Raw genomic sequence first — 21,907 nt, 5'->3', positions numbered from 1 at the left:
ATCTGCCGTGGGCGTTGGATGATTGAAGGAAGCTGCTCCTAGTACGAGAGGACCGGAGTGGACGAACCGCTGGTGTTTGGGTTGTTATGCCAATAGCATTGCCCAGTAGCTACGTTCGGAATCGATAACCGCTGAAAGCATCTAAGCGGGAAGCGAGTCCTAAGATGAGTCATCCCTAGGGATTTAATCCCTCTAAAGAGCCGTTCGAGACTAGGACGTTGATAGGTCAGGTGTGTAAGCGTTGTGAGGCGTTGAGCTAACTGATACTAATGACTCGTGAGGCTTAACCATACAACCCTAATGGGTTTTCACTAAAAACGTTCCTGACGTTTTTGAGTACTTCCTCCATCCATGGAGGTCGACACTAAATAGTTTCTATAACGAAATTAGAAAAACACTTAATGTAAGTGGCACTCAATTTATTTTCTTTTGACTAACGTTGAAAGCAGCTTTTCAAATTAACATATTTAGGTACATTATTTTCATCAATTACGTCCATGTAATTGACCCGCTGGGCGAACTGAAGTTCGTGAAATTTTGTTCCTGACAAAATTTTGTCTGGAAACCATAGCATTGTGGTCCCACCTGATCCCATTCCGAACTCAGAAGTGAAACGCAATCGCGCCGATGGTAGTGTGGGGTCTCCCCATGTGAGAGTAGGTCATTTCCAGGCGCCAAATAAAACAAAAAAGCCTACTCATTGAGTAGGCTTTTTTGTTTATGGCGGAAATGACACTCTCACATGGAGAAGACAAAAGCACATGCACAGCATGTTTCCTTTCATGTGATAGTAGGGTGAAGAGACTGCGCTTATCAAGCAAAGCTTGATGCTGGCTCTGAACGCGGAGGGTTTACCCGTAGCTGGCCATGACAGACGCCACTTTTTGCTTTTCTGGCGACATTTCTCACATCGCTGTGAGTCAACGCGGAGAGTGATGACCTATATGGATATAGGGAATGCCATTGATGCAGGTTGATGGACTCGCAGCTGGACTTTTTCAGAGTACATTCTTTATACCAATCTGCATTAGAAGTTGGTCACTTTTGCCCAGCTTCTCGAGCATATGCTTTTGACCCTTTTAGTACACTCAATAAATGTGTTCCATGCACGACAAACATTATCAACAATATCATTATAATTTCTGAAGCATCTATTAGCTAAACAGTGCTGCCTTAGCCATTGCCATACTTGTTCGATAGGATTTAGTTTTTGTAAATAGAGAGTGGAGAATAAGGCGGGAGTTTCAATATTGATAAGTTATGGAATGAGTCTGCTGTTTCATTCGTATGCCAAGGGGCACCGTCTGTAATAACAAGTGCATATCTGTCTGGTTCTGTTGCCTCTGAAATTTGCTTTAAGTGCTGTGTCATGACTTCTTTATTCACTAATGGCGTAACGAGTGCCTCGGTTTTTCCAGTGGCTGGGCATACAGCACCAAATATATAAGCCCTATGGTTTATAAAATGTAAATTGCTGTTGTTGAACTGCACGTGGTCTTGTGCCTGTTGCCGCCCGGAGCTTTGCTGTCGTGTTTTGCCGATCATCTTTTAAATAGAAAAGCGAGCTTCATCCTGAAACCACCTAGGTTGTAGCAATAGGCGACGCGATCTAACGGAAGGTGCCCAGGGATCATATCGATCGTTTTTATCAGGAGTTTTTTTAAACTCTTCCTGAACTTTTTCTGATTGTTTAGGATGTTGCGAACGACTCGTGATCCAACTCAGTCCAATGCTTTTCAGGAGCTTGTAGACATGATCTAAATGATATTGAATACCAAACTCAGATTGGATATAACCTTGAATATCCTTGCCTATGAGTCGCCCGCCTTCTTCTGAGCGACTATGGGTATCGATATAGGTAAACAATTTTTGCTTTTGTGCATGAATCATCTTACTCGCATTTTGATTAAACATATCACTTCTCAATGCATCAATACCTTCTGTGAGATAGCTTTTAACCCAAGCGTTGACGCTCGTTCGACTTAGCTTTAATTGGCGAGCCACTAAAGCACGATTATGTGTTTTCTAAAAAGCGTGCAACGGCCAATAAGCGAATTCTCATTCGTGCGTCTTTTTCAGACTTAGATAATGCGACAAGTTGTTTAGAAGAATAATTTTGCATAATAAAAAGCGAAATGAAGTCGTACTACATTAGATCACATTTGAATTCAGATTGGTAGAATATGCATTCCCCATATTCTTGTGGGTCTACGACAATATTTCCCGACATTGTCTGTATTTTCCATATCCCTGTGAGTCAACGCGGAAAGTGACGACCTATATGGATAAAGGGAATGCCATTAATGCAATATGCATATCAACGACCTATGTCCTATGCTTGGTGCGATTATTCAGATTGGAATTTTTTTGAAGGGCGTTTAGATAAAGCGCTGGATATTTAAATGATAACACTGACACAGAATATTAAACGCCCTTTTTTATTTTTTGATTAATGATGTTATACCAATTCTATTATATAAGTGATCTTTCAGCGGGAGTTCAACATGCTGTAGGCAAGGTCGTTAATTGCTCCTGCATTAACAGACAGTCCCACCATCCATGGTGGTCGCAGATGATTGAAGCTAATAGGCATTCTCGGCTTGGGTTCAAACGTCACTCTACCTCCCTCATCCATGAGGTCGTATATCGAAAGCATCTAACGTAGCATAAAGTATGTTGAGACCCGCACAAAGTGAGCTGCTCAGACATTCCACTTCTGCGTTGCATTCATTTTAAAGGAAATAACCCTTTCTCAATGAATGCGCCTTGAATTGAAAAGCCTGAGAAGCTCTGAATTGATCATCTATATAAGAGAATTGGTATTAGTCTGTTATTCCATTTTCTTGACGGAATTGAATTTCTTCATCAGACATTTGCCAGTTAGTATCGTCTTCACTAATTTTTATGCTGTTAAGGTTTAAAGAGCTTAAGCTGGTTGTACTGACAGAGGTGCTAGATACGGTTGAAGTGTCATCAGTTGAGGTACAAGTGGCAACCATATCGCCATAATCATCTTGATAAGCTTCATCAATATAATAACAACCATCATCGTCTACATAACCAACATCGATCCATTCGACATAAGAGCTGACGGCTGTGGCATTATCGATACTGCCTTCAACGTAAAATTCTTTTCCATCCCATGGGTTAGTATAAGTAATGGTATAGGGAAAACTTGCGGTACTGGAATAGACTACTTTTTTCATCGCGGTAATAGTCATGGGCGAAACATTTAATGTAGATGAATCAGTAAAGCTTGACGTTGATGATTCTGTCGTGGTTTCGCCAACGGTCTCAGAGTATGATAAAGAAATATCATAGGTATAAGACCATTTAGATGATACAGAGACAATCGCGTCACTTTTCACTTCTTCACTGATGGTGACACTCATGCCTTCAGTTATGCCAGCGGTAGAAGAGTAGCTATCGGTAGAACTGTCTGTTTCGCTATAGGTGACACTTAATGTAGCTGATTGCTCTGTATTTGTATTATTGATCCCGACAGTATCGGATAAAAATCCAGTGCTCGCTGAACCTACTGACACATCGGTATCAAATTCAATACCAGAATATTCCAATTCTAAAGGCTCGCCATAAACAATGGCTGTCGTATTAATATAATCATCGCTGACGGTGCCTGCTAAGCCGTATAACACATAGCCGCTGCTTTCTAAGGAAAAGGTTCCTGAATGATCATAGCCTTTTTTACAGTTACCGAGCTCATATTCATTATCATCTGATGTAGTGAATGTAAAGCCGCAAATGACGGACTTATCATCATCGACTTCATAGGACCGCAATGTGCCATAGTTAATAAATTCACTGGCATCGAGTTCAATGGTGGAGGAGGAGTCATCATCATTTCCCACTAGTACTGATCCGCCATAGAGGTAATCAATTTTGATCCCAGTTAGGTACTTTCCTTGATCGTAAATAGTAATGCTGGAAATTTTATTACCTGGAATATCATCGATACCATCATCAGCTGTATTATAACTCTCACCTGTACCATCATCTGTGCCCTCAATCATACCATTTACTGTATAATTTAAATAATCTGTCACATCATTGTCATCATCAGCAAAGCAAGCTGGCATGGTTAATAATGAACTTGTTAATACTGTGGCAATTGAAACCTTATTTATCATGTTGACCTCCACTTATTTATAAATGCTATTTTTTGGCTTGTCTCTTTTTATTCTTGATTAAATATTCATCCTTTTATTGATATGGACAATAAAGTAATTGTGCTTCGAGCCAGTTAGTAAAGTATCAATGGCATTTTTATTTAAGAAGATAAAAACATTAATTGAATTTAAGTTAACGTTCATTTTGTTATTTTATTTACGTTTAGTTAAATTAATGATGAAACGATTAATATATTTTTATTTTTATTTTTTTTGGTTTGGGTGGTGTTATTGTCTTTTTTTGTTTCAACTTTTAGTTGATAATTTTGTTATTTTTTGATTTTATGTGTCAATTTATGTTGTCTTTTTATATTGTTCTTAAGTAAGAAAACTAAATATATTTATAATGATATGTTTTTTATGAGTATTTTTTTGGATCATGCTATATTTTACAGGTATTTTTTTAGGAGAAACTAAAATATCGTGTACCTAAATTTAATTTGTTTGTTATATGTACAGACTTTAAAAATATCGACACATAATAAGTTTTTTATCAGTGTATTATTTTACATAGATTAATTTCATGGAGATTCATTTAGAGACATTTATATGGGTTTTATTTTTATATGGGTGAGCATAATGTGTAAGCCTTTTATTGAAATATTATCGTGAGTGAAAGTGATCAAATTGAAATAGATTACATGAAAGTATCTTTTTTAGGTGATGCTTTATCTGCTATTTATCGCATTCAGTTCCGATTTTGGCTAGTTTCTTGTTCAAGGCAAGATATACTGGTTGCATTAAGTTATGAGAGAGAAGGGATGCTTAATGTTAGATGTGAGTATTTGCCAAAAGGCGAGATTATCGAGAGATCCTCGTTTTGACGGGCAGTTTTTTACTGCGGTAAAAACGACAGGGATATATTGCCGCAGTATCTGTCCTGCGAGTCCGCCAAAGGAAGAGAATGTACAGTATTTTTCCTCAGCGATAGAATGTGCTAATGCTGGGTTTAGGCCTTGCCTGCGTTGCCGCCCAGATAGCGCACCTCACTCGCCAGCTTGGAAGGGGGTCAATGCCACTCTTGATAGGGCGATGCGTTTAATTGATGAGGGAGCATTGCAATCTCATTCATTAGCACAATTGGCTGAACGATTAGGGATTAGTGACCGCTATTTAAGGCAATTGTTCAATCAGTATTTAGGTATGTCGCCGAAGCGTTATTCTCTCTATCAACAGTGCTTGTTTGCTAAGCAATTATTACAACAAACTCAATTACCCATTACTCAAGTGGCACTGGCAAGCGGCTTTGATAGCGTACGGCGTTTTAATGATTGCTTTAAATCTGAGCTTAAGTTGACACCATCACAGGTAAGAAAAACCAGTCAAGACAAGCCCAATCAATTAACGTTGAAATTGTATTATAGGCCGCCATTTAACTGGTCTTTAATGCAAGGCACATTAGCAGCGAGAGTCGTGGATAAGCTCGAATGGTGTGATGAACACAGTTATGGTCGCACCTTTAATTGGCACGGTACTTTAGGCTGTTTTACTGCTAAGCATCATGCCCAATTTAATATGTTTGAAGTGGATCTCGAACTCAATGAGGTTAAACATCTGAAAGCGATAATTAACAATATTCGGCGTATTTTGGATTTAGATCTTGACGTGCAAGCTGTTGAGAATGATCTGAAAGCCTGTTTGCCGGCTTCATTTCCTTTTAAGGCTGGAGTGAGATTACCAGGCATTTGGAACTTATTTGAAGCGGGTATTCGAGCGATTTTAGGTCAACAAATTTCGGTGGCAGCGGCGCGAAATTTAGTATCGACTCTTGTGAGCGAATTGGGAGAGCCTTATGGGGAGCAGCTTTTGTTTCCATCACCTAAAGCGATAGCAGACAGTGAGCTGGCTTTTTTAAAAATCCCTGGTTCTCGTAAACAAACCTTGCGTAATTTGGCGCAATACTATTGTGATATGAAAACTCAGGACAAAGGCAATGAACAAGCTCAAGGCTGTTGTGAAAAAAGTCGAGATGGATCGAGTAAGAATATTGCAGACGATACCAGTCAATGGCTGAAGTTAAAAGGAGTGGGCCCGTGGACGGTTGAATATGCTCGTATGAGGGGCTTAAGTGATCCCGATATTTTTTTAGAAGCGGATTTAGGCATAAAAAAAGTACTAGCACAATATCAGATTAACCAACCCAGTAAAGAAAAGAAGCTCAGTGCAGAAAAAGCCTCTCCATGGGGCAGTTATTTAACTTTTCAATTATGGAGTCAATTATAATGGTGATTTATACCGATTATTTAGAGACCCCAATGGGGTTGATGGAATGTCAGGCGTCTGATATTGGCATTCGGCAGTTAATTTTTTGCGGCTCTGATAGAGGTGTTGAAAAGCCCAATACTGTGACAGATGCCTGTAAGGTGCAGTTATTTGAATATTTTGAAGGCGCTCGCCGAGAGTTTGATTTACCCATTGATACACAAGGAACTGATTTTCAAAAAGTTGTTTGGCGGTGTTTAAGTCAAATCCCATTTGGACAAACTCTTACCTATGCTGATATTGCAAAAAGGGTGAATAAACCTAAAGGGGCACAGGCGGTGGGCGGTGCAAATGGTCGAAACCCTATTAGTATCATAGTGCCCTGTCATCGAGTGATTGGGGCAAATGGATCCCTTACTGGTTATGCTGGTGGTTTGGAGCGCAAGTTATGGTTATTACGGCATGAGGGGATTGCTATTAAGCACTCCGTCTGCGAGCTTTATGGGGATGTTCGCTCAGTGATTCAACATCGCCAAGCTAAAACACAATTTCTGAATTAATTTAGCAAAAATACAGTAAGTAACTTTTTATTAATAAAAATAATGAAATCAATGGAGTGACAAATGAATACTTGTAAATACTTTAAAAACCTGCACGAACAAGAAGCACCGCTGTTACTGCCCAATGCATGGGATGCTTTATCTGCGCTGATTTTAGAGCAAGCGGGTTTTAAAGCCATAGGAACCACCAGCTGGGGAATGGCCAATAGTCTAGGGTATCAAGACGGTGAGATCATATCTTTTGAGGCATGTTTATCCATTGTTGAGAAAATTATGGCTGTAGTCAGTATTCCTGTGACTGTTGATATTGAGTCGGGTTTTGCGAAGACAAATGATGAGATTATGAGTAATGTGATTAAATTGGCAAATTTAGGCGTTGTTGGCATTAATATTGAAGATTCATTTAAACCTTTTGCCAGTCATTTGGCTGACAGTGTTGAAGGTGGTTTGAAAGATGCGGCTGATCATGGAGAGCTTATCAAGTCCATTCGCTTGGGGTTGAATGATGCGGGGTATCAGGATTTTTTCATCAATGCCCGTATCGATGCTTATTTTTATGCCAAAGATCCGCTTCAAGAGACCATAAAGCGGGGTAGTTGTTATATCGACAATGGGGCGAGCGGAATATTTGTGCCTGGCATGACTCAAAGTGATGATATCAGGACCTTGACTCAAAGCATTGCTGCCCCCGTAAACCTTATGTCACTACCGGATCTAACTGATATGAGCCAATTGCAAGATTTGGGTGTAAAACGTTTCAGTCTAGGTAATGCACTATCAGATTTGACTATTGCTTTTATGGAACATACTGCCAGTACACTATTACAACAGAATAATACGGCGAGCTTATATCAAAATCCGGCCTTTAATACTCAAGTGAATACGGTTTTTCATAGAGCAAATAGGTAGCCTTTCTTGTATGTTATCTTGAAATAAAAGAAAACTTGTTAGCGGGGATCTGATATTTATTTTGCTGCATCTTTTTATTGAGATTGTCCTGCAAAAAATTATTGATGTGCTTTTGCCAATAGATAATTGCTTCTAATAAGTTATCGATTAAACTTTTCAGTATTGATGGATCTATCATAGGTTCATCAATTGATTTAAATAGAAGTAACCAGTTCGTTTCAGGATTAATGCTAAAGTGAAAGTGATTCTTTTCTTGACTGAAATAATTTTCTTTTAACAATTCAGAAAGTAAATTAACAGATTTTATATGGGTTAAATCGGCAATTTCGGCGTAAAGATTTAATGTGTTTTGACTCTCATTTAATTGAAAGTGTACTGTGTGTTGCTCGTGCAAGATGACAGATAAATAACCATCAGAATTAAACGTAAAGTCACCTATTTCTAATGACTGCCCTATTTTTTCAATAGTCGTGATTATTGATTTCATTCTCGTTTTAATGCCATCTAAATCAAATTTATACATATGCTATACGACTTTGGTTTAATATCTATCAAAAAATGACATCAATTTGAAAATTTACTATATCTTATTTTTCTATTTCCATAACTACATGATATTAAATGTCTTATTATTAAATAATATTAATGATAATATTTGATTTTTGTTTTGACTCATGAGTCAGGACTTGTTGTTTAGTCTTTACTCATCGTTTATCTCTTACGATTAAAGTGATATATATTTTTTGAATTTTTTAAGGAATACTTTTACTTTCAGTTGATTAGCTATATTTAGGGATGGAATGCGTTGTTTTATTGTAGGTTTGAGAGTATTGCTAGCAGCACTTGGATGTGCACTATTTCTTCAAGGGTGTGCTTCAATTGCCATCGAGAATGATGCTCATGAAGATATCACTCCTGTCTTTAGAGAAAATCAAACCGAGGAGCATGGTGAAGTACAAAAAGTGAGTGTTATTTTTCCCATAGGGCAAGAGTACGAGCAGCATAATGATGAATGTTGGGGGCATGAAGATAGTGGAGTGATAGATGCTATTGAATAAGAATATTTTAATGGCATACCTGCTAATGTTTATCATAGGCTCCAAACATTAGCAGGTAGATCAGTGTGATTTAATGGTTAGCAGAAATAATGAGGTTAAGCCTGCTTTTTATGTTGCTCATTAAAACGAGCATGTTTAAATGGGGTAATGTCTAAATCCAGCGGAAGGCCACGATACAGATCGTTAATGAGTTTACCTGTGATGGCGGAGGTGAGAATACCTGTTCTAAAATGTCCACAAGCATTGAGGTAACCTTCTACTCCTTCCATTTCCCCTAAAATGGGCAATTCATCAGGTGTACCTGGTCTTAGGCCCGCCCAGCAACGTTTGATGTTCATGTCATTAAGTATAGGCAAACAGCGCATGGCACCAGTGGCTAACTCTTTTAACTCTGGTAGAGTATTGGTCGTATCAAATCCTTTCTCTTCTGTGGTGCTTCCAATAAGCACTTCACCATTATCTTTTTGGGCGATGTAACAGTCTGTGGTGGAAACGCAGCCTTTGAGTATTTTAGGTAATTTCTCTGAGAGAATAATTTGTCCTTTGACAGGATAAACGGGAATTTCAATGCCAGTGGCCATTTTACTTAATTGTGCAGCCCAACTTCCTGCTGCATTGATAAGCATGTCGCACGCTAGCATGCCTTTTGTGGTATTGACTCCCGTGATGCGATTGCCATGTTTTTCAACATCTGTGACTTCGGTTTGTAAAAATAGCTCGACGCCATTTTGTCTAGCGGCTTCCATATAGGCTTCATTTAATCGATAGGGATTGACCTGATGGTCGCACTTAAATTCTAATGCACCGATAGCATCAGCATTAATATGAGGCTCATCTTTTGCCAGCTCTTCAGCACTTAGCCAATTAATTTCGTCACTGAGTCCAGGAATTTGCTCAACAATAGAATCGGCATAGAGCTTATCGTATTTGTCATACATGATGTACTTAAGGCCGGTTTTTTCAAATTTAAAATCGACATCATGCTTGTCTTTTAATTCTTGCCAAAGGGCGGGGTACATTTTATTACTTTTAAGGGCAAATTCAAAAAAGCAATCAGGTAGAACATGAGGGCGCAGCGGGGGAAGATCGGCACCTTCGGCTTCTGCTCTCTGCATTGACATGCGCTTGAAGAATATCACTCCGCAACCTAAACCGACAGATTCACCTATTGCCCAAAGGCCACCAGCTGAAGCACGTGAGGCATTGCCTGGTTTTTTTAAGTCAACGAGTGCGATATTAAGATCTTTGTCTTTACTTAAAAAGTAAGCACAAGCTGCGCCAATAACACCACCACCTGCAATAATGATGTCATATTTTTTATTTGAGAGTGTGGGCATATTTATACACCTTCCGATAATGCTGAAAAAGGAATAGGATCAAGGGGAAAACGAGGTTTAACGTATCCGACATCGAGTGTATCGAGTTCTTGTCTGAGTCTGTCTTGACAATAGCTATTACAGGTTTTTCCCTGGCAATCGCCCATACCAACACGTGTTCGCATTTTTAACGTAGTAATATCTTTAACGCCTTGATTGATCACTTTATCGATATTTGCTTTAGATACATTTTCACAGCGGCAAACGAGGGTTTCGGGCTTCAATAGTGATAATAATCCCTCTCGTCGACGGCCGACTCGATCAAATCCGGCTCTAAATAATTTAACTTTATTAAGTAAGTTAAAGTATTCGTTTGCTTTTTCTTTAGCGACAACAGATGACATGACGTTTAGATTTTGGGCTATGGATAAAGCGGCTATTCGTCCCTCCATCATGGCACCTTCTCCACCTAATATTCCTACGCTGTCTCCAGCAATGTAGGTATTGGGTACAGAACTCATTTGCCATTCATCGACTTGGGGTTTAAGACCACTTAAAGAACATACTTGGTGTTCAATACCCATGAGTTGAGATAATTGGTTACGGGAGACAAAACCATATCCCACGGCAAGGCTGTCAACTTCAATTTGTTTTTCTGTATTTTGAATGGGATACCAATCTTCATTATATTGCGCGACAGTGATGCTTTTTAAAGACTCTTCTCCTTTTGCTGCAACAATTCCCCAGCCATAGTGTATAGGAATGGCGTGAGCTTTTAAGTAACTGAGTAATCCCATACCCTCTAAAGTCAATAAGGGCCTGTTTAAAAAAGCGCGGCTTTCTTTGGCAAAGTCACTGAATTTCCCTGCTTCGTAAACACCCACAACATGGACACCCGCTTTGTGAAGCTGACAAGCCACTAAGGGAAGCAAGGGGCCAGTACCTACAATAGCCATTTTTTGACCGGGTTTAACTAAACCTGATTTAAGTTGGAGTTGAACTCCGCCAAGTAACATGATCCCTGGCAATTGCCAGCCATCGAAAGGGATCGAGCGTTCATGGCAGCCAGTGGCAATAATGAGTTGTTCATAAGGTATGTCGAACACTTCGTTTTTATGCCTTACCAGCAATGCATTATTACCCGAAGGGCCTAATACTTTGGTTTCGAGCATGAGTTGGATATGTGATTGGTTTTCTTGATATAGCTGACGGATGTTGGCTATTTTTTTTCGCAATTTATTATCGAGGTGAGGTAATTCTATCGCTTCACGAAAGGGGCCACGAAAAACAGCGCCACCAATTCGAGGGGCTTCATCAATGACTATAGAATGGATCCCTGACTCAGAGAGCTCGGCGGCAGCAGACATTCCCGCTGTACCAGCACCAACAATGACAACAGGAAGGGAGGAGTGAGACATATTATAATCCTTCATCGTGCAGGCGGTTGACTTGAGTGATAATTTGCATTTCAGGCTCGATGAGTGTTTGACATGCTTTTACTTTATGTTGCCCGTTCACTTTGACGGTACAGCAATGACAAACTCCCATACCGCAATAGGCGCCAGTGACTTTGCCGTGATCATTTTTGGTTATTGTTCTTTTGCCTACAGCAAATAGGACACTGAGAATGTTTTCTCCTGGAATGGCGTCGACTGATTGGTTATCGACCCAAACTCGAGTTGACTGGCCGCTGGTTGGAACGATATCGTGATTTCTGAGTCGCTTTTCATTTTTATTCATTAGTATTTCCTACTTCTAAGAGCTCAAATATACAGATAAATATATGGCTGCTGTTGAGGGTACTCGTTTTTACGTATTTAATCGATAACAAATTTGTGACAAATGTATGATTAAGTAACAATAAAGGAGGTTATTTGAGCTTTCAATGATCTAGGTTAATTTATATCGATATAATCTGAGAGCTTGTAAGCAATTTAGTGAATAAACTCAGCGCTGCTCGAAAAACGTCTGTTCGATACCTGTTTTGAATAACAAAACACCAGTGTGATTGAAAATTATTCGCTTAACTGTTTATTGTAAAAAAGTACTTTACCTTTGCCATGCTTTTCAGCATAATGCGTCTCGTCAACAGGGGTGTAGTTCCAATTGGTAGAACAGCGGTCTCCAAAACCGATGGTTGGGAGTTCGAGTCTCTCCACCCCTGCCAAATACCAGAAGGCCTAGCAGAAATGCTAGGCCTTTGTCTTTTCTGATTTCTTTTAGATTTTCTCCTTTCGCGCTACTTTTTAAAGTGTGGATATTGTCATTTGTATAGGCAAAAGAGCCCTTTTTCATTTTAGCAATGTGATTGCGCCTGAATGGCGCCTTGCTAAAGGGAATTATCATTACAGATTTTTCTTAAAGCGTGAAATCCTTAACTATGCTTATGAATATTGACTCAGCCAATGTTTATGAGAATTCAGTAAGGGAAGGTTAATGAGAGTAATACGACAAGAGCTTGCAACGCTATGTTGCTTTTTACTATTGGGTGTTTTTCTATTTTTAAAAGATAACTTGTCACCACAAAATTTAGGGAATAGTGAGAGTGTTCTACTGCTCATTGTTGTTTTTCTCATTATGCTTTGGGGAGCTTTTAATGTCGTACGGCATGCGGAATCACTTGCGGTTATTTTAGGGGAACCTTATGGTACTTTGATTTTGACGCTGGCTGTTATTTTTATTGAAGTTGCCTTGATTTCTTCAGTGATGTTAACGGGAGCTGATAGTTCCACATTGGCAAGAGATACTATGTTCTCTGTGGTAATGATTATTCTTAATGGTTTGGTGGGGATCAGTTTATTAGTGGGTGGTTGGCGTCACAAAATGCAAAGTTATAATGTGCAAGGAGCGAATACATACTTGTCTGTTTTGATCCCCTTGGCTGTACTTGGGCTTGTTATGCCAAGTTTTACAGCTTCAAGTCAGGGAGGAACACTTTCGCCGTTATTGGCGATTTTTTTGGGCATTACGGCAACGGTATTGTATGGTGTATTTTTAGTTATTCAAACGACAACCCACAGTGATATTTTTCAACCACCGGAAAATAAACGTCAGTCGATCACACCGACAGAGAGTAATGAACATAACTTAATCGTAAAAACCACGTCTTACCATTTTGTTATGTTAATTGCTGCGATCCTTGCCATTGTCTTCTTGTCAAAACAGTTAGCGGTGTATATTGACCATGTAATTGTGTTGACTCATGCACCTGTAGAGTTAGGTGGTTTTCTCATTGCCGCGATTATTTTAACGCCCGAAGGATTAAGCGCAGTTAATTCTGCTTTGGCGAATCAGTTACAAAGATCCGTGAATATTTGTTTGGGTTCGGCATTGGCAACGATAGGCTTAACGATCCCTGCAGTATTGTGTGTCGGTTGGATCACGGCTTTACCTGTAGAATTAGGGCTTGATCCACTTGAGTCTATGTTGTTGATATTGACATTATTAGTCAGTGTGGTGACGTTTGTGAGTCGAAGAACGAATATTATGCAGGGAGTGGTTCATTTGACGCTATTCGCAGCTTATATTGTGCTTATTTTTGATTCGGTATAAATTCTACCTGTATCAGCGGAGATTTATTTGTATTTACTGTGTTTTCACTAGGTTGCTAAAATTAACATTGATAAATGAAAGTTTATAGTGAAAAAATAAGAAACTTTTCATTTTTTAGACTAAAAATATAAATCACCACATTTTTATGTTAACTTGATTGGTAAATAATCATTATCTAAGGTAAAGAACTGCAAACATTGGTTTGCTTATTTATTTGGTGGTCAATAATCGTCCAGAATTTTGTTTTTAATAGATAGTATTAAAGAGGGTAACTGCTCATGAGGTATGCTTATGTCTACGACTAAGGATTTTTCTTCAGATCTTAATACTGCAACGGAAGTGGCAACTTTTAAAGGATATAAACTTACAGCTGAGGCAAAATTTTCTTTTGTTTTGGGTACTAGTACCAGTGTTACAGTGGGGGATTATAATAATGTTAAGTTTGGGACCTATGTTGGTTTAACCGTTGGAGGAAAATTGGATGTGACGCTAGCTCTTAAAACGAGCCTTAGTTTGGTAGCTTATGAGTTTAAAGCTGAACGGGTGTACTTCGGAGCAAATAGTACCAAGGTTGTGGCAGACAAGAAGGAGCTTGCTGCAGCAAAATTAAGAATCGCAGCTGATGAAGCCAAAATTGCACTGTACTCACTTGGACTGGTAGAAGAAAAGATAGAAGCTATTGAAGAAAACGCTGTAGCACTGGGGACTGACGTTCAAGTTATTGGTAATAAAGTTGTTGCTGAGAGTGTTAGTATTGCGGATCGTGTTACCAAGCTGGAACAGACAACGACTAACATACAAGAGACCACCACTGAAATTAGTGAAACAGTAACAGAAATTAAACAAAGTCAATATAAATGCGAGTTAAGTGAGACTAGTGTTCAAGAAGTAACAGGGATCACTATTCTGAGTTCAGGCGTTACCATTATTGAGTAATGCCTAGATCTCAGCAATAAGCGACCACATTTAATAAATATTTCGTACGCGCAAGCGAATGAATATTATTTTGACTCAATTAGTCACAATGGATTTTATTCACACTTTTTAATATATTATCAATTGCTTGTATGTCGCTTGATGTTGTTTGTTTTCATCATGAGAACTTGGCATTTTTTACATTCCCTACCATCGTATTGCTCTAAATGAATTACTGTTTCGTCACACTTTCTGGAACGCCACCTGTTACTATAGTGAAATGCTCACATTCCGCCTCTTTACTGCACTAAAGCAAGCGAGTCTATCGAATATGAGCGTATTTCCTTTAGCTAAGTGTTTTTGCCCAACAGGAGACCTAGGTTAAATGGAATCCTTTTACAACATTAAAGTTCATATAAGGAGGATGGCCTTCACTATTCGTGGATACTACTGAGATAAAAGGCAATTTATTTTCTGAATCTCGACCTTGTTTTCCACCATGACGCTTACCGCAATAATACACGTTATTAACTTGAACAATACTCGATAATTGGTGTTTATGATCTCGCTATTTGATTGTTTGTATGATTATTTGTCTGATTTTTTGTTTCACATGCCAAGCTGTATTATAAGACACGCTTATTTGAGATTTAATTGATAAAGATGAAATACCGATTTTTGATTGCACAATTAAATAGACACTTGAAGGTGGAAGTGCTAATTGATAAGAAAAGTGTAAGCATAGCCGAAAATAAAATAGAAATTATTGATAATGATATTTTTATATTATAAACCTTTGTCATTATGCTTAATTAATAAATTAATTTTAATGATACTGATTATTTGGAACTTATAGCGGGAGTATTTGTCACTCTACTGCCGTATTCGTTGATATCGTTATAATAAGTAAAGGTTAGTAAATTGGGCTTTTAAAATAAAACATTACATAGTACGTTATATTGAAAGGCATAAATTGGTCATTTATTTTAAGTGATGAGTTAACTGGGTTGATATTATTTAAAACAATTGCTCTATATAATTTTTACTTCAAACTTTAATTTTTCTTTGTATTCGTTTTTTCATTTCAATCTTTGATGGCGAGGTATACCTATGTCTACGACGTTTTTAGAAGATAGTACAACGATGACAGGGCTAAAAATTGTTACAGATTACAGCTTTTCTTATGTGGTTGGTTCCAGTACCAGTATAGTCGTGGGGAATTATAATAGCTATAAATTGGCTTTGTCGACAGGGATTAATATTGGTGCTGTGGTGGATATTACGGTTGCTGCCAAATTTATTGTGAACGCGACAGCTGAAGTCAAAGTCAGTACGAGTAAAACCTATTTAGAAGTGAAGAACGATAAGGTCGTTGCAACGGCAAACAGTTTGTTTGGTGCCCGTACTAAAGTGGTCGCTGAAGAGGCTAAAGCCACTTTGTCCCAACTGCATGCGTTACAAGCCAAAGTTAATATCGTTGGTGATGAGATTAAAGGAACAACCAATCAGATTGAAGCGACGGCAAGTAAATTGGCGACAACGGTTTCTAGAATAGAGGAAACAGTAACGGATATACAGGAAAAAACGACCGAAATATCAGCGGTATCGGCTAGAGTGACAGCGGTTGAGACTGCGGTAGACAGTCATACAACCAAAATTGAGGCAAATACCACAGGGATCAGTACAAATACTATGTACATTATGGAAAACGACTTAACTATGGTGGGTTAACAGACAGATTTTTAAGGTGTATGCAGGATTCAACTGGAATTAAATACCTTTTAGATAAGGTCATTAATTATTCCTGCATAAATGCCATTTCTAACATCCTTGATGCTCAGCTAAACATCGAGCCTAGTTATTTTAAGTCGATGTTTAATAAAACAATATAAAATGCTCTCCGCTTTGCTAACAAGAGCCGGCTCCTTGGAAGTGTGTCAAAGCATCGACCTCTACCTTAGTATCATTCTAAAAGGCAATAAGTATTTCGGCTCCTTTGTTTTTTAAGAAGAGCCCGCCTTGAGTAAGGCACTTTTATGCACTCTGAAAACAGGCATCTTGAAGTATCATGGGAATAGATACCAAGACGCGGCTTAAATATTTTCTTGAAAAGCACATTCTTTGATTGATTTGGAGTATCTTTATTGCAGGGGCTCATTGGAGAGATTGAATTATGGCATTTCAAGATTTTTTGGGAGTTACTTTACCTATCATTCAAGCGCCGATGGCGGGGGTGCAAGATAGCGAGTTAGCGATTGCCGTCGCTAAGGCCGGTGGAATGGGCTCATTGCCTTGCGCCATGTTGAGTGCTGAACTGTTAAAATTCGAAGTCGAAAAATTGAAAAAGCAGGTATCAACGCCTATTAATCTTAATTTTTTCTGTCACGTTTCTCCTGAATATAACCATGCTATTGAATTAACATGGCGAGCGGCATTAAAGCCTTATTTTTTAGAATATGGCGTTCAAGAAAGTGATATTACTCAAGGGGCTAAAAGGCGCCCTTTTAGCCATGACATTGCGGATATCATTGAGCCTTATCAGCCTGAATTTGTCAGTTTTCATTTTGGTTTACCCAATAAAGTCTTATTAGCGCGGGTTAAGTCTTGGGGGGCAAAAGTGCTATCAACGGCGACAACTGTCGAGGAAGCGAAATGGCTAGAAGCAAATGGCGCTGATGCCATTATTGCTCAAGGTATTGAGGCTGGTGGCCATAGAGGCATGTTTCTCACTCAAGATCTGAGTACTCAGCTTGGGACTTATGCGCTATTACCGCAGATTATTGGGCAGGTTAAATTACCTGTTATTGCCGCTGGCGGTATTGTAGATGCACAAACCGTCAAATTGGCACTGTCTTTTGGTGCGTTAGCTGTACAGGTGGGAACAGCATATTTATTATGTGATGAAGCTAAAACAACGGTTATACATCGTGAAGCCATTAAAAGTCCTCAAGCTCGATATACGGCATTGACCACACTGTTCTCAGGAAAGCCTGCACGAGGCATTGTGAATAGAGTCATGTCTGAGTTGGGGGTCACGCATTCAGCCGTTCCTCCTTTTCCGTTAGCGGCAATGAGTATGGCTGCTATTCGAAAAAAAGCAGAAGCGAAAGGCAGTAAAGACTTTTCGCCACTATGGTGTGGGCAAAATGCGACGGGCTGTAAAGAAGTGTCAGCGACAGTATTAACCCAGTCGCTTGCAAAACTGATTTAATGTGAAATAGCGACTAAATCATAAATTACATCTTAATCAAATGCTTACTTTTATTTTTTAAGCGCTTTTTATCGTGAATTTTAAACTATTAGGAGATGAGTGAGTGATATTTAATGCAAAACTGCCTAATAATATGTTGGGGGTCGGCTTAGTTTTAGCGCCTATGGTGGGTATTATCACCTTATCTCTGGATATTTACGCCCCTTCATTACCTAATATGATGCGTATGCTATCGAGCTCTCAGGTTGAATCTCAGTTAACTATGACAGCGTACACTTTATCGATGGGAGTTGGGCAACTTATTTTTGGTCCCTTATCCGATCGATTTGGTCGGCGTATGAGCGCCATCTCTGCACTATTGGTTTATATTTTAGGCTCGCTTTATTGCATTGTTTCCTCAAGTGTTGAGAGTTTGATCATTGCAAGGGTGATACAAGGCTTAGCGGCTTCAGCGGCCGTTGTGACCGCTTATGCTATTATTCGTGATCGCTATGTTGGCGTTGTGGCGGCGAAAGGTTATGGTTTTTTATCCAGCGCTGCCACATTAGGGACTTTGGTTGGCCCAGTTGTGGGCAGTTTATTACAAGATCAATTTCATAGTTTTAGAGCCGCCTTCATCGTGTTATTTATTTTTGGCATTGTTGCCTTATTGATAGCCGTTATTTTTGTTGAAGATACGAGTCGCTTTCAGCCTCGCCAACCATTGAATTTTAGGCAAGTTTTTAAAAACTATTCTTTAATCATTCGAAATAAATCGCTATTAGGTTACAGTGTTTTCAGTACTGCGAGTACGATTTTATTTTTTACATTAACCAGTATTTCCCCCTTCATATTGATTGAACAATACCATGTGAGTCAGCAGGCCTATGGTTTTTATTTTGCGAGCTGCGCCCTTATGTTTGCCATGGGGGCTTTTTGTTCTACTCGGTGGGTGGAGCTCCTTGGACTTAATCGCAGTATCATTCTCGGTGCAAGCTTGATGCTAATAGGCGCACTCTTGATGTTGCTGAGTAATCTTTATATTGCTAAAAATGCAGTGACCTTCATTTTACCGGCTTGGTTACTTTTTTGGGGAGTGGCTTTTTGTTTTGGGCCTTCTTTAGCGGCTGCAATGGAAGATTTCAAAGCTATGGGCGGAGCGGCAAGTGCAGTATTAGCTTGTATTCGTTATGGCCTAGGAAGTTTATTAGGGACATTTTTTATGTCACAGTTTGCCAATACAGCAGTCAATTTCAGTCTGTTTTTTATCGTTATCTCCATAGGGTTATTAGGGGGAATTTTGAATCAATTTAGGCGAGATAAATCAAGCGTAAAATGAAAAAGCACACGGCTTAGTGTGCTTTTGATCAGAAATGTCATTTTATCGATTAAAAATGAGTTGCCGCATTAGCGCTCAATGCAGTACTAGTGCTCAAACATAGCGGAAATCGATTCTTCATTACTGACGCGGCGTATTGCTTCAGCCATGACAGTGGACATAGTCAATTGAGACACTTTATCAAGGGCCTGAATTTCTTTACTGAGAGGAATAGTATCAGTGACGATCACTTCATCGATCACAGAGTCTTTGATATTTTGCACTGCGTTACCTGAAAAAACAGGGTGGGTTGCATAAGCAAAAACGCGATTTGCCCCATGCTCTTTTAAGGCTTCAGCGGCTTTACAAAGTGTTCCACCTGTATCGATCATATCATCGACAATAATACAGTCTCGGCCTTGGACATCACCAATGATGTGCATCACTTGAGCCACATTGGCTTGTGGACGACGCTTATCAATAATGGCCAGATCGGAATCGTCTAGGAGTTTGGCGACAGCACGAGCACGAACGACACCGCCAATATCAGGTGAGACGACAACGGGGTTTTCCAGCTCTTTTTGCATCATGTCTTCTAGCAATACAGGGCTACCAAAGACATTGTCCACGGGAACATCAAAGAATCCTTGGATCTGCTCAGCATGTAAATCGCAAGTCAAGACTCTGTCTACACCTACACTGGACAAGAAATCAGCAACCACTTTTGCTGTAATGGGCACACGTGCACTGCGGACACGGCGATCTTGGCGAGCATAACCAAAGTAAGGTATAACGGCTGTGATACGGCCTGCTGATGCGCGACGAAGCGCATCAACCATGACGATCAGTTCCATTAAGTGATCATTGGTCGGCGCACAAGTCGATTGAATGATGAAAACATCCGCTCCTCGCACATTTTCATTGATCTGGACACTGATCTCACCGTCGCTGAATACGCCAACTTCTGCGTCTCCAAGTTTACAAAATAAACGTTCAGCAATTTTTTTAGCGAGACTAGGTGTAGCGTTACCAGCAAAAAGTTTAATGTCAGGCACTGTATGAACCTCAGGCTTAAGCGTTATTTTTAGTGGCTGAAATAATCTATATTATTTCAGATGCGTATTTTAACGTTGAGCTAATCTCAGCGTTAATGGCGATATATTTTTTCCTTGTGCAACAAATCCACTCATCTTAGGTGGCAGCTTAGCCAGTGCGGATAGGGCTTGCTGATGTTGCTCGAATTCCCCGAAAACACAAGCACCCGTTCCGGTCATTCTAGACGGCGCATATTCTAGCAGCCACGCTAAGGCGTTGGCAACTTGAGGGTAGCGTTCGGTCACCAGTTTTTGACAATCATTATGCCAAGGAGCGCTCATTAATGCCTCTATTGGGAGTTTAGGTGTGTCGCGGGTCAGCTTTGAATCTTGGAACACTTCAGCGGTGGAGACATGCACATTTGGCGTGATGATCAAATACCATTTTTCCACAGGCTGAGCGGGAGTCAATCGTTCGCCTACTCCTTCTGCTAATGATGACGAGCCATTGATAAATATAGGTATATCAGCACCGAGCTTGAGACCTATATCACAAAGTTCTTTTTGACTTAAGTGTGTATTCCAGAGGTGATTGAGGGCGACGAGTGTCGTAGCAGCATTTGAGGAGCCTCCACCGATACCGCCACCCATAGGCAAACGTTTATCCAAGTATATTTCCGCCCCTTGAGAGCATTGAGTATATGCCTGTAATGATTTTGCGGCTTTGAGAATTAAGTTATCGTGCTGTGGGACAACTGCATTTAGGCTTGAATGAAGGACAAGCTCGGGTGTTTGCGTGATCCTAAAATCGAGATAATCAGAGTAATCAATAAATTGGAATAAAGTCTGTAGTTCATGATAACCATCATCACGTCGATGATTGATATGTAGAAATAAGTTTAATTTGGCGGGAGCAGGCCACGCGGATGACAGAGGGGAATGCATATTAAGGAGTGCTCTTGGCTTGATTAATGTGATGCAACTGGTTGATATTATCTGATGGTGCTAAAGCTTGCCATTGATTAATTTGAATTTTTATTTTTACATCTGAGTTATTAAGTGTGAGCAACCTAGGCAACTCAGTACCTTGTTGTTGCTGCCAACGTAAATAGTTAATGGTCCAAGTTGGGTTGGTTTTTGTCATCACATGAAGGGGGCGGTTTTGGTTATCTTTTGTTTTAATGATATCAGTTGGGCTTAATTGCCCAGTTATCCAAAGAGGTAGTGAATCAATGGGCAGGGTCCAACCGGTTACACGTAAGAGTAAAGCTTGGGCATTGCTGTCTTCATAGGTTTCGCCATTGACAATTAAGCGGGCTTTACCTTCTTTTTGTGTCAATGACAGTACTTGAATACCCAGCATAGTGGTCAGGGTGAGTTCATCGCTGCTTGTTGAATGTAACCAATATAGATTACTGCTTAATTTATCATTGGGAACAGTAATGGCAATTTTTCCTGTCATTTCCCAAGCATTGGCATCGGCGACCTTTTCAACCAAAACTGGGCTGAGGCTATTGGGTATGCTGCTACAGCCAGATAGAAAAACTAAGCTTAGCATTAGCCATGAAAAGAGTTTTTTGCTTAAGTCAGTCAAATTAGTTATTCGATATTTTTGGATTAGACAGATTATAATACGAGGGAGAGTGAAAATAGCCAATGCTTATGA

Annotated in this window: 17 protein-coding genes, 1 tRNA gene, 2 rRNA genes and 2 pseudogenes; 12 read left to right on the top strand and 10 right to left on the bottom strand. The window is 39.5% G+C overall.

Features of this window, described 5'->3' with window-relative positions:
• Together Q0791_RS14825 and rrf are read left to right on the top strand one after the other, a co-directional pair.
• A 23S ribosomal RNA gene (locus Q0791_RS14825) occupies positions 1-291 on the top strand; the annotation flags it as partial.
• 266 nt (positions 292-557) lie between these two features.
• Positions 558-673: ribosomal RNA gene (gene rrf / locus Q0791_RS14820) — 5S ribosomal RNA — on the top strand.
• 354 nt (positions 674-1,027) lie between these two features.
• Here the strand turns inward: rrf and Q0791_RS14815 are convergent.
• Both Q0791_RS14815 and Q0791_RS14810 read right to left on the bottom strand, forming a co-directional pair.
• A pseudogene (locus Q0791_RS14815) lies at positions 1,028-2,122 on the bottom strand (IS630 family transposase).
• 700 nt (positions 2,123-2,822) lie between these two features.
• On the bottom strand, positions 2,823-4,148 hold the full coding sequence (locus tag Q0791_RS14810) for a hypothetical protein (protein WP_299007895.1): 1,326 nt from the start codon (positions 4,146-4,148) through the stop codon (positions 2,823-2,825).
• 807 nt (positions 4,149-4,955) lie between these two features.
• Between Q0791_RS14810 and Q0791_RS14805 the strand changes: the two genes are divergently transcribed.
• From Q0791_RS14805 to Q0791_RS14795, 3 genes are all read left to right on the top strand, one after another.
• A complete protein-coding gene (locus Q0791_RS14805; protein ID WP_299007893.1) occupies positions 4,956-6,410 on the top strand; it encodes an AlkA N-terminal domain-containing protein in 1,455 nt (484 codons plus the stop codon).
• Between the two features lie 5 nt (positions 6,411-6,415).
• Complete coding sequence (locus tag Q0791_RS14800; protein ID WP_299007897.1) at positions 6,416-6,949, top strand: methylated-DNA--[protein]-cysteine S-methyltransferase; 534 nt, start codon at positions 6,416-6,418, stop codon at positions 6,947-6,949.
• A gap of 63 nt (positions 6,950-7,012) precedes the next feature.
• Positions 7,013-7,858 carry an isocitrate lyase/phosphoenolpyruvate mutase family protein gene (locus tag Q0791_RS14795; protein ID WP_299007891.1) on the top strand — a complete coding sequence of 282 codons (846 nt, stop codon included), beginning with the start codon at positions 7,013-7,015 and terminating at the stop codon, positions 7,856-7,858.
• 13 nt (positions 7,859-7,871) lie between these two features.
• Here Q0791_RS14795 and Q0791_RS14790 read toward each other — a convergent pair whose 3' ends face one another.
• Positions 7,872-8,345: a type III secretion system chaperone gene (locus tag Q0791_RS14790; RefSeq protein WP_299007889.1), complete on the bottom strand. Its 474-nt coding sequence runs from the start codon at positions 8,343-8,345 to the stop codon at positions 7,872-7,874.
• 313 nt (positions 8,346-8,658) lie between these two features.
• Here Q0791_RS14790 and Q0791_RS14785 point away from each other — a divergent pair, with 313 nt between their 5' ends.
• A complete protein-coding gene (locus Q0791_RS14785; protein WP_299007886.1) occupies positions 8,659-8,916 on the top strand; it encodes a hypothetical protein in 258 nt (85 codons plus the stop codon).
• Positions 8,917-9,011: 95 nt separating this feature from the next.
• On the opposite strand, the gene Q0791_RS14780 is transcribed toward Q0791_RS14785, so the two are convergent.
• Genes Q0791_RS14780 through Q0791_RS14770 form a run of 3 tightly spaced genes read right to left on the bottom strand, consistent with a single transcriptional unit; the run spans position 9,012 to position 11,972 of the window.
• On the bottom strand, positions 9,012-10,253 hold the full coding sequence (locus Q0791_RS14780; RefSeq protein WP_299007883.1) for an FAD-dependent oxidoreductase: 1,242 nt from the start codon (positions 10,251-10,253) through the stop codon (positions 9,012-9,014).
• 2 nt (positions 10,254-10,255) lie between these two features.
• Entirely contained in the window at positions 10,256-11,650 is a 1,395-nt protein-coding gene (locus tag Q0791_RS14775; protein ID WP_299007880.1) for an NAD(P)/FAD-dependent oxidoreductase, read from the bottom strand.
• A 1-nt stretch (position 11,651) separates the two neighbouring features.
• Positions 11,652-11,972 (bottom strand): 2Fe-2S iron-sulfur cluster-binding protein, encoded by a 321-nt coding sequence (locus Q0791_RS14770; protein ID WP_299007877.1) that lies wholly within the window; start codon positions 11,970-11,972, stop codon positions 11,652-11,654.
• Positions 11,973-12,322: 350 nt separating this feature from the next.
• Between Q0791_RS14770 and Q0791_RS14765 the strand changes: the two genes are divergently transcribed.
• The 3 genes from Q0791_RS14765 (at position 12,323) to Q0791_RS14755 (ending at position 14,720) form a co-directional block, all read left to right on the top strand.
• Positions 12,323-12,399 (top strand) — tRNA-Trp (locus Q0791_RS14765).
• 269 nt (positions 12,400-12,668) lie between these two features.
• The gene (locus tag Q0791_RS14760; protein ID WP_299007875.1) at positions 12,669-13,784 is read left to right on the top strand and encodes a calcium:proton antiporter; all 1,116 of its coding nucleotides are present in this window, start codon (positions 12,669-12,671) and stop codon (positions 13,782-13,784) included.
• Between the two features lie 291 nt (positions 13,785-14,075).
• Entirely contained in the window at positions 14,076-14,720 is a 645-nt protein-coding gene (locus Q0791_RS14755; protein WP_299007872.1) for a hypothetical protein, read from the top strand.
• Positions 14,721-14,934: 214 nt separating this feature from the next.
• Here the strand turns inward: Q0791_RS14755 and Q0791_RS14750 are convergent.
• Positions 14,935-15,393: pseudogene (locus tag Q0791_RS14750) on the bottom strand (transposase); the annotation flags it as partial.
• 416 nt (positions 15,394-15,809) lie between these two features.
• On the opposite strand from Q0791_RS14750, the gene Q0791_RS14745 reads away from it, so the two are divergent.
• The 3 genes from Q0791_RS14745 to Q0791_RS14735 all read left to right on the top strand — a co-directional run bounded on the left by Q0791_RS14745 (position 15,810) and on the right by Q0791_RS14735 (position 19,228).
• On the top strand, positions 15,810-16,430 hold the full coding sequence (locus Q0791_RS14745; protein WP_299007869.1) for a hypothetical protein: 621 nt from the start codon (positions 15,810-15,812) through the stop codon (positions 16,428-16,430).
• Between the two features lie 442 nt (positions 16,431-16,872).
• A complete protein-coding gene (locus Q0791_RS14740; RefSeq protein WP_299007867.1) occupies positions 16,873-17,910 on the top strand; it encodes a nitronate monooxygenase in 1,038 nt (345 codons plus the stop codon).
• 103 nt (positions 17,911-18,013) lie between these two features.
• Positions 18,014-19,228 (top strand): multidrug effflux MFS transporter, encoded by a 1,215-nt coding sequence (locus Q0791_RS14735; RefSeq protein ID WP_299007862.1) that lies wholly within the window; start codon positions 18,014-18,016, stop codon positions 19,226-19,228.
• A gap of 86 nt (positions 19,229-19,314) precedes the next feature.
• On the opposite strand, the gene Q0791_RS14730 is transcribed toward Q0791_RS14735, so the two are convergent.
• The 3 genes from Q0791_RS14730 to lolB all read right to left on the bottom strand — a co-directional run bounded on the left by Q0791_RS14730 (position 19,315) and on the right by lolB (position 21,799).
• A complete protein-coding gene (locus Q0791_RS14730; protein ID WP_299007859.1) occupies positions 19,315-20,262 on the bottom strand; it encodes a ribose-phosphate pyrophosphokinase in 948 nt (315 codons plus the stop codon).
• Between the two features lie 69 nt (positions 20,263-20,331).
• Positions 20,332-21,186, bottom strand: coding sequence for a 4-(cytidine 5'-diphospho)-2-C-methyl-D-erythritol kinase (ispE, locus tag Q0791_RS14725; protein WP_299007855.1), 855 nt, complete (start codon positions 21,184-21,186; stop codon positions 20,332-20,334).
• 1 nt (position 21,187) lies between these two features.
• Positions 21,188-21,799 carry a lipoprotein insertase outer membrane protein LolB gene (gene lolB / locus Q0791_RS14720; RefSeq protein ID WP_299007852.1) on the bottom strand — a complete coding sequence of 204 codons (612 nt, stop codon included), beginning with the start codon at positions 21,797-21,799 and terminating at the stop codon, positions 21,188-21,190.
• Positions 21,800-21,907 lie beyond the last annotated feature (108 nt).

Source organism: uncultured Shewanella sp. (assembly GCF_947495455.1).
In the GTDB taxonomy this organism is placed as follows: Bacteria; Pseudomonadota; Gammaproteobacteria; order Enterobacterales; family Shewanellaceae; genus Shewanella.
Note: the sequence above shows the minus strand (reverse complement) of the source record. Positions and strands in the feature narration are given on the sequence as shown.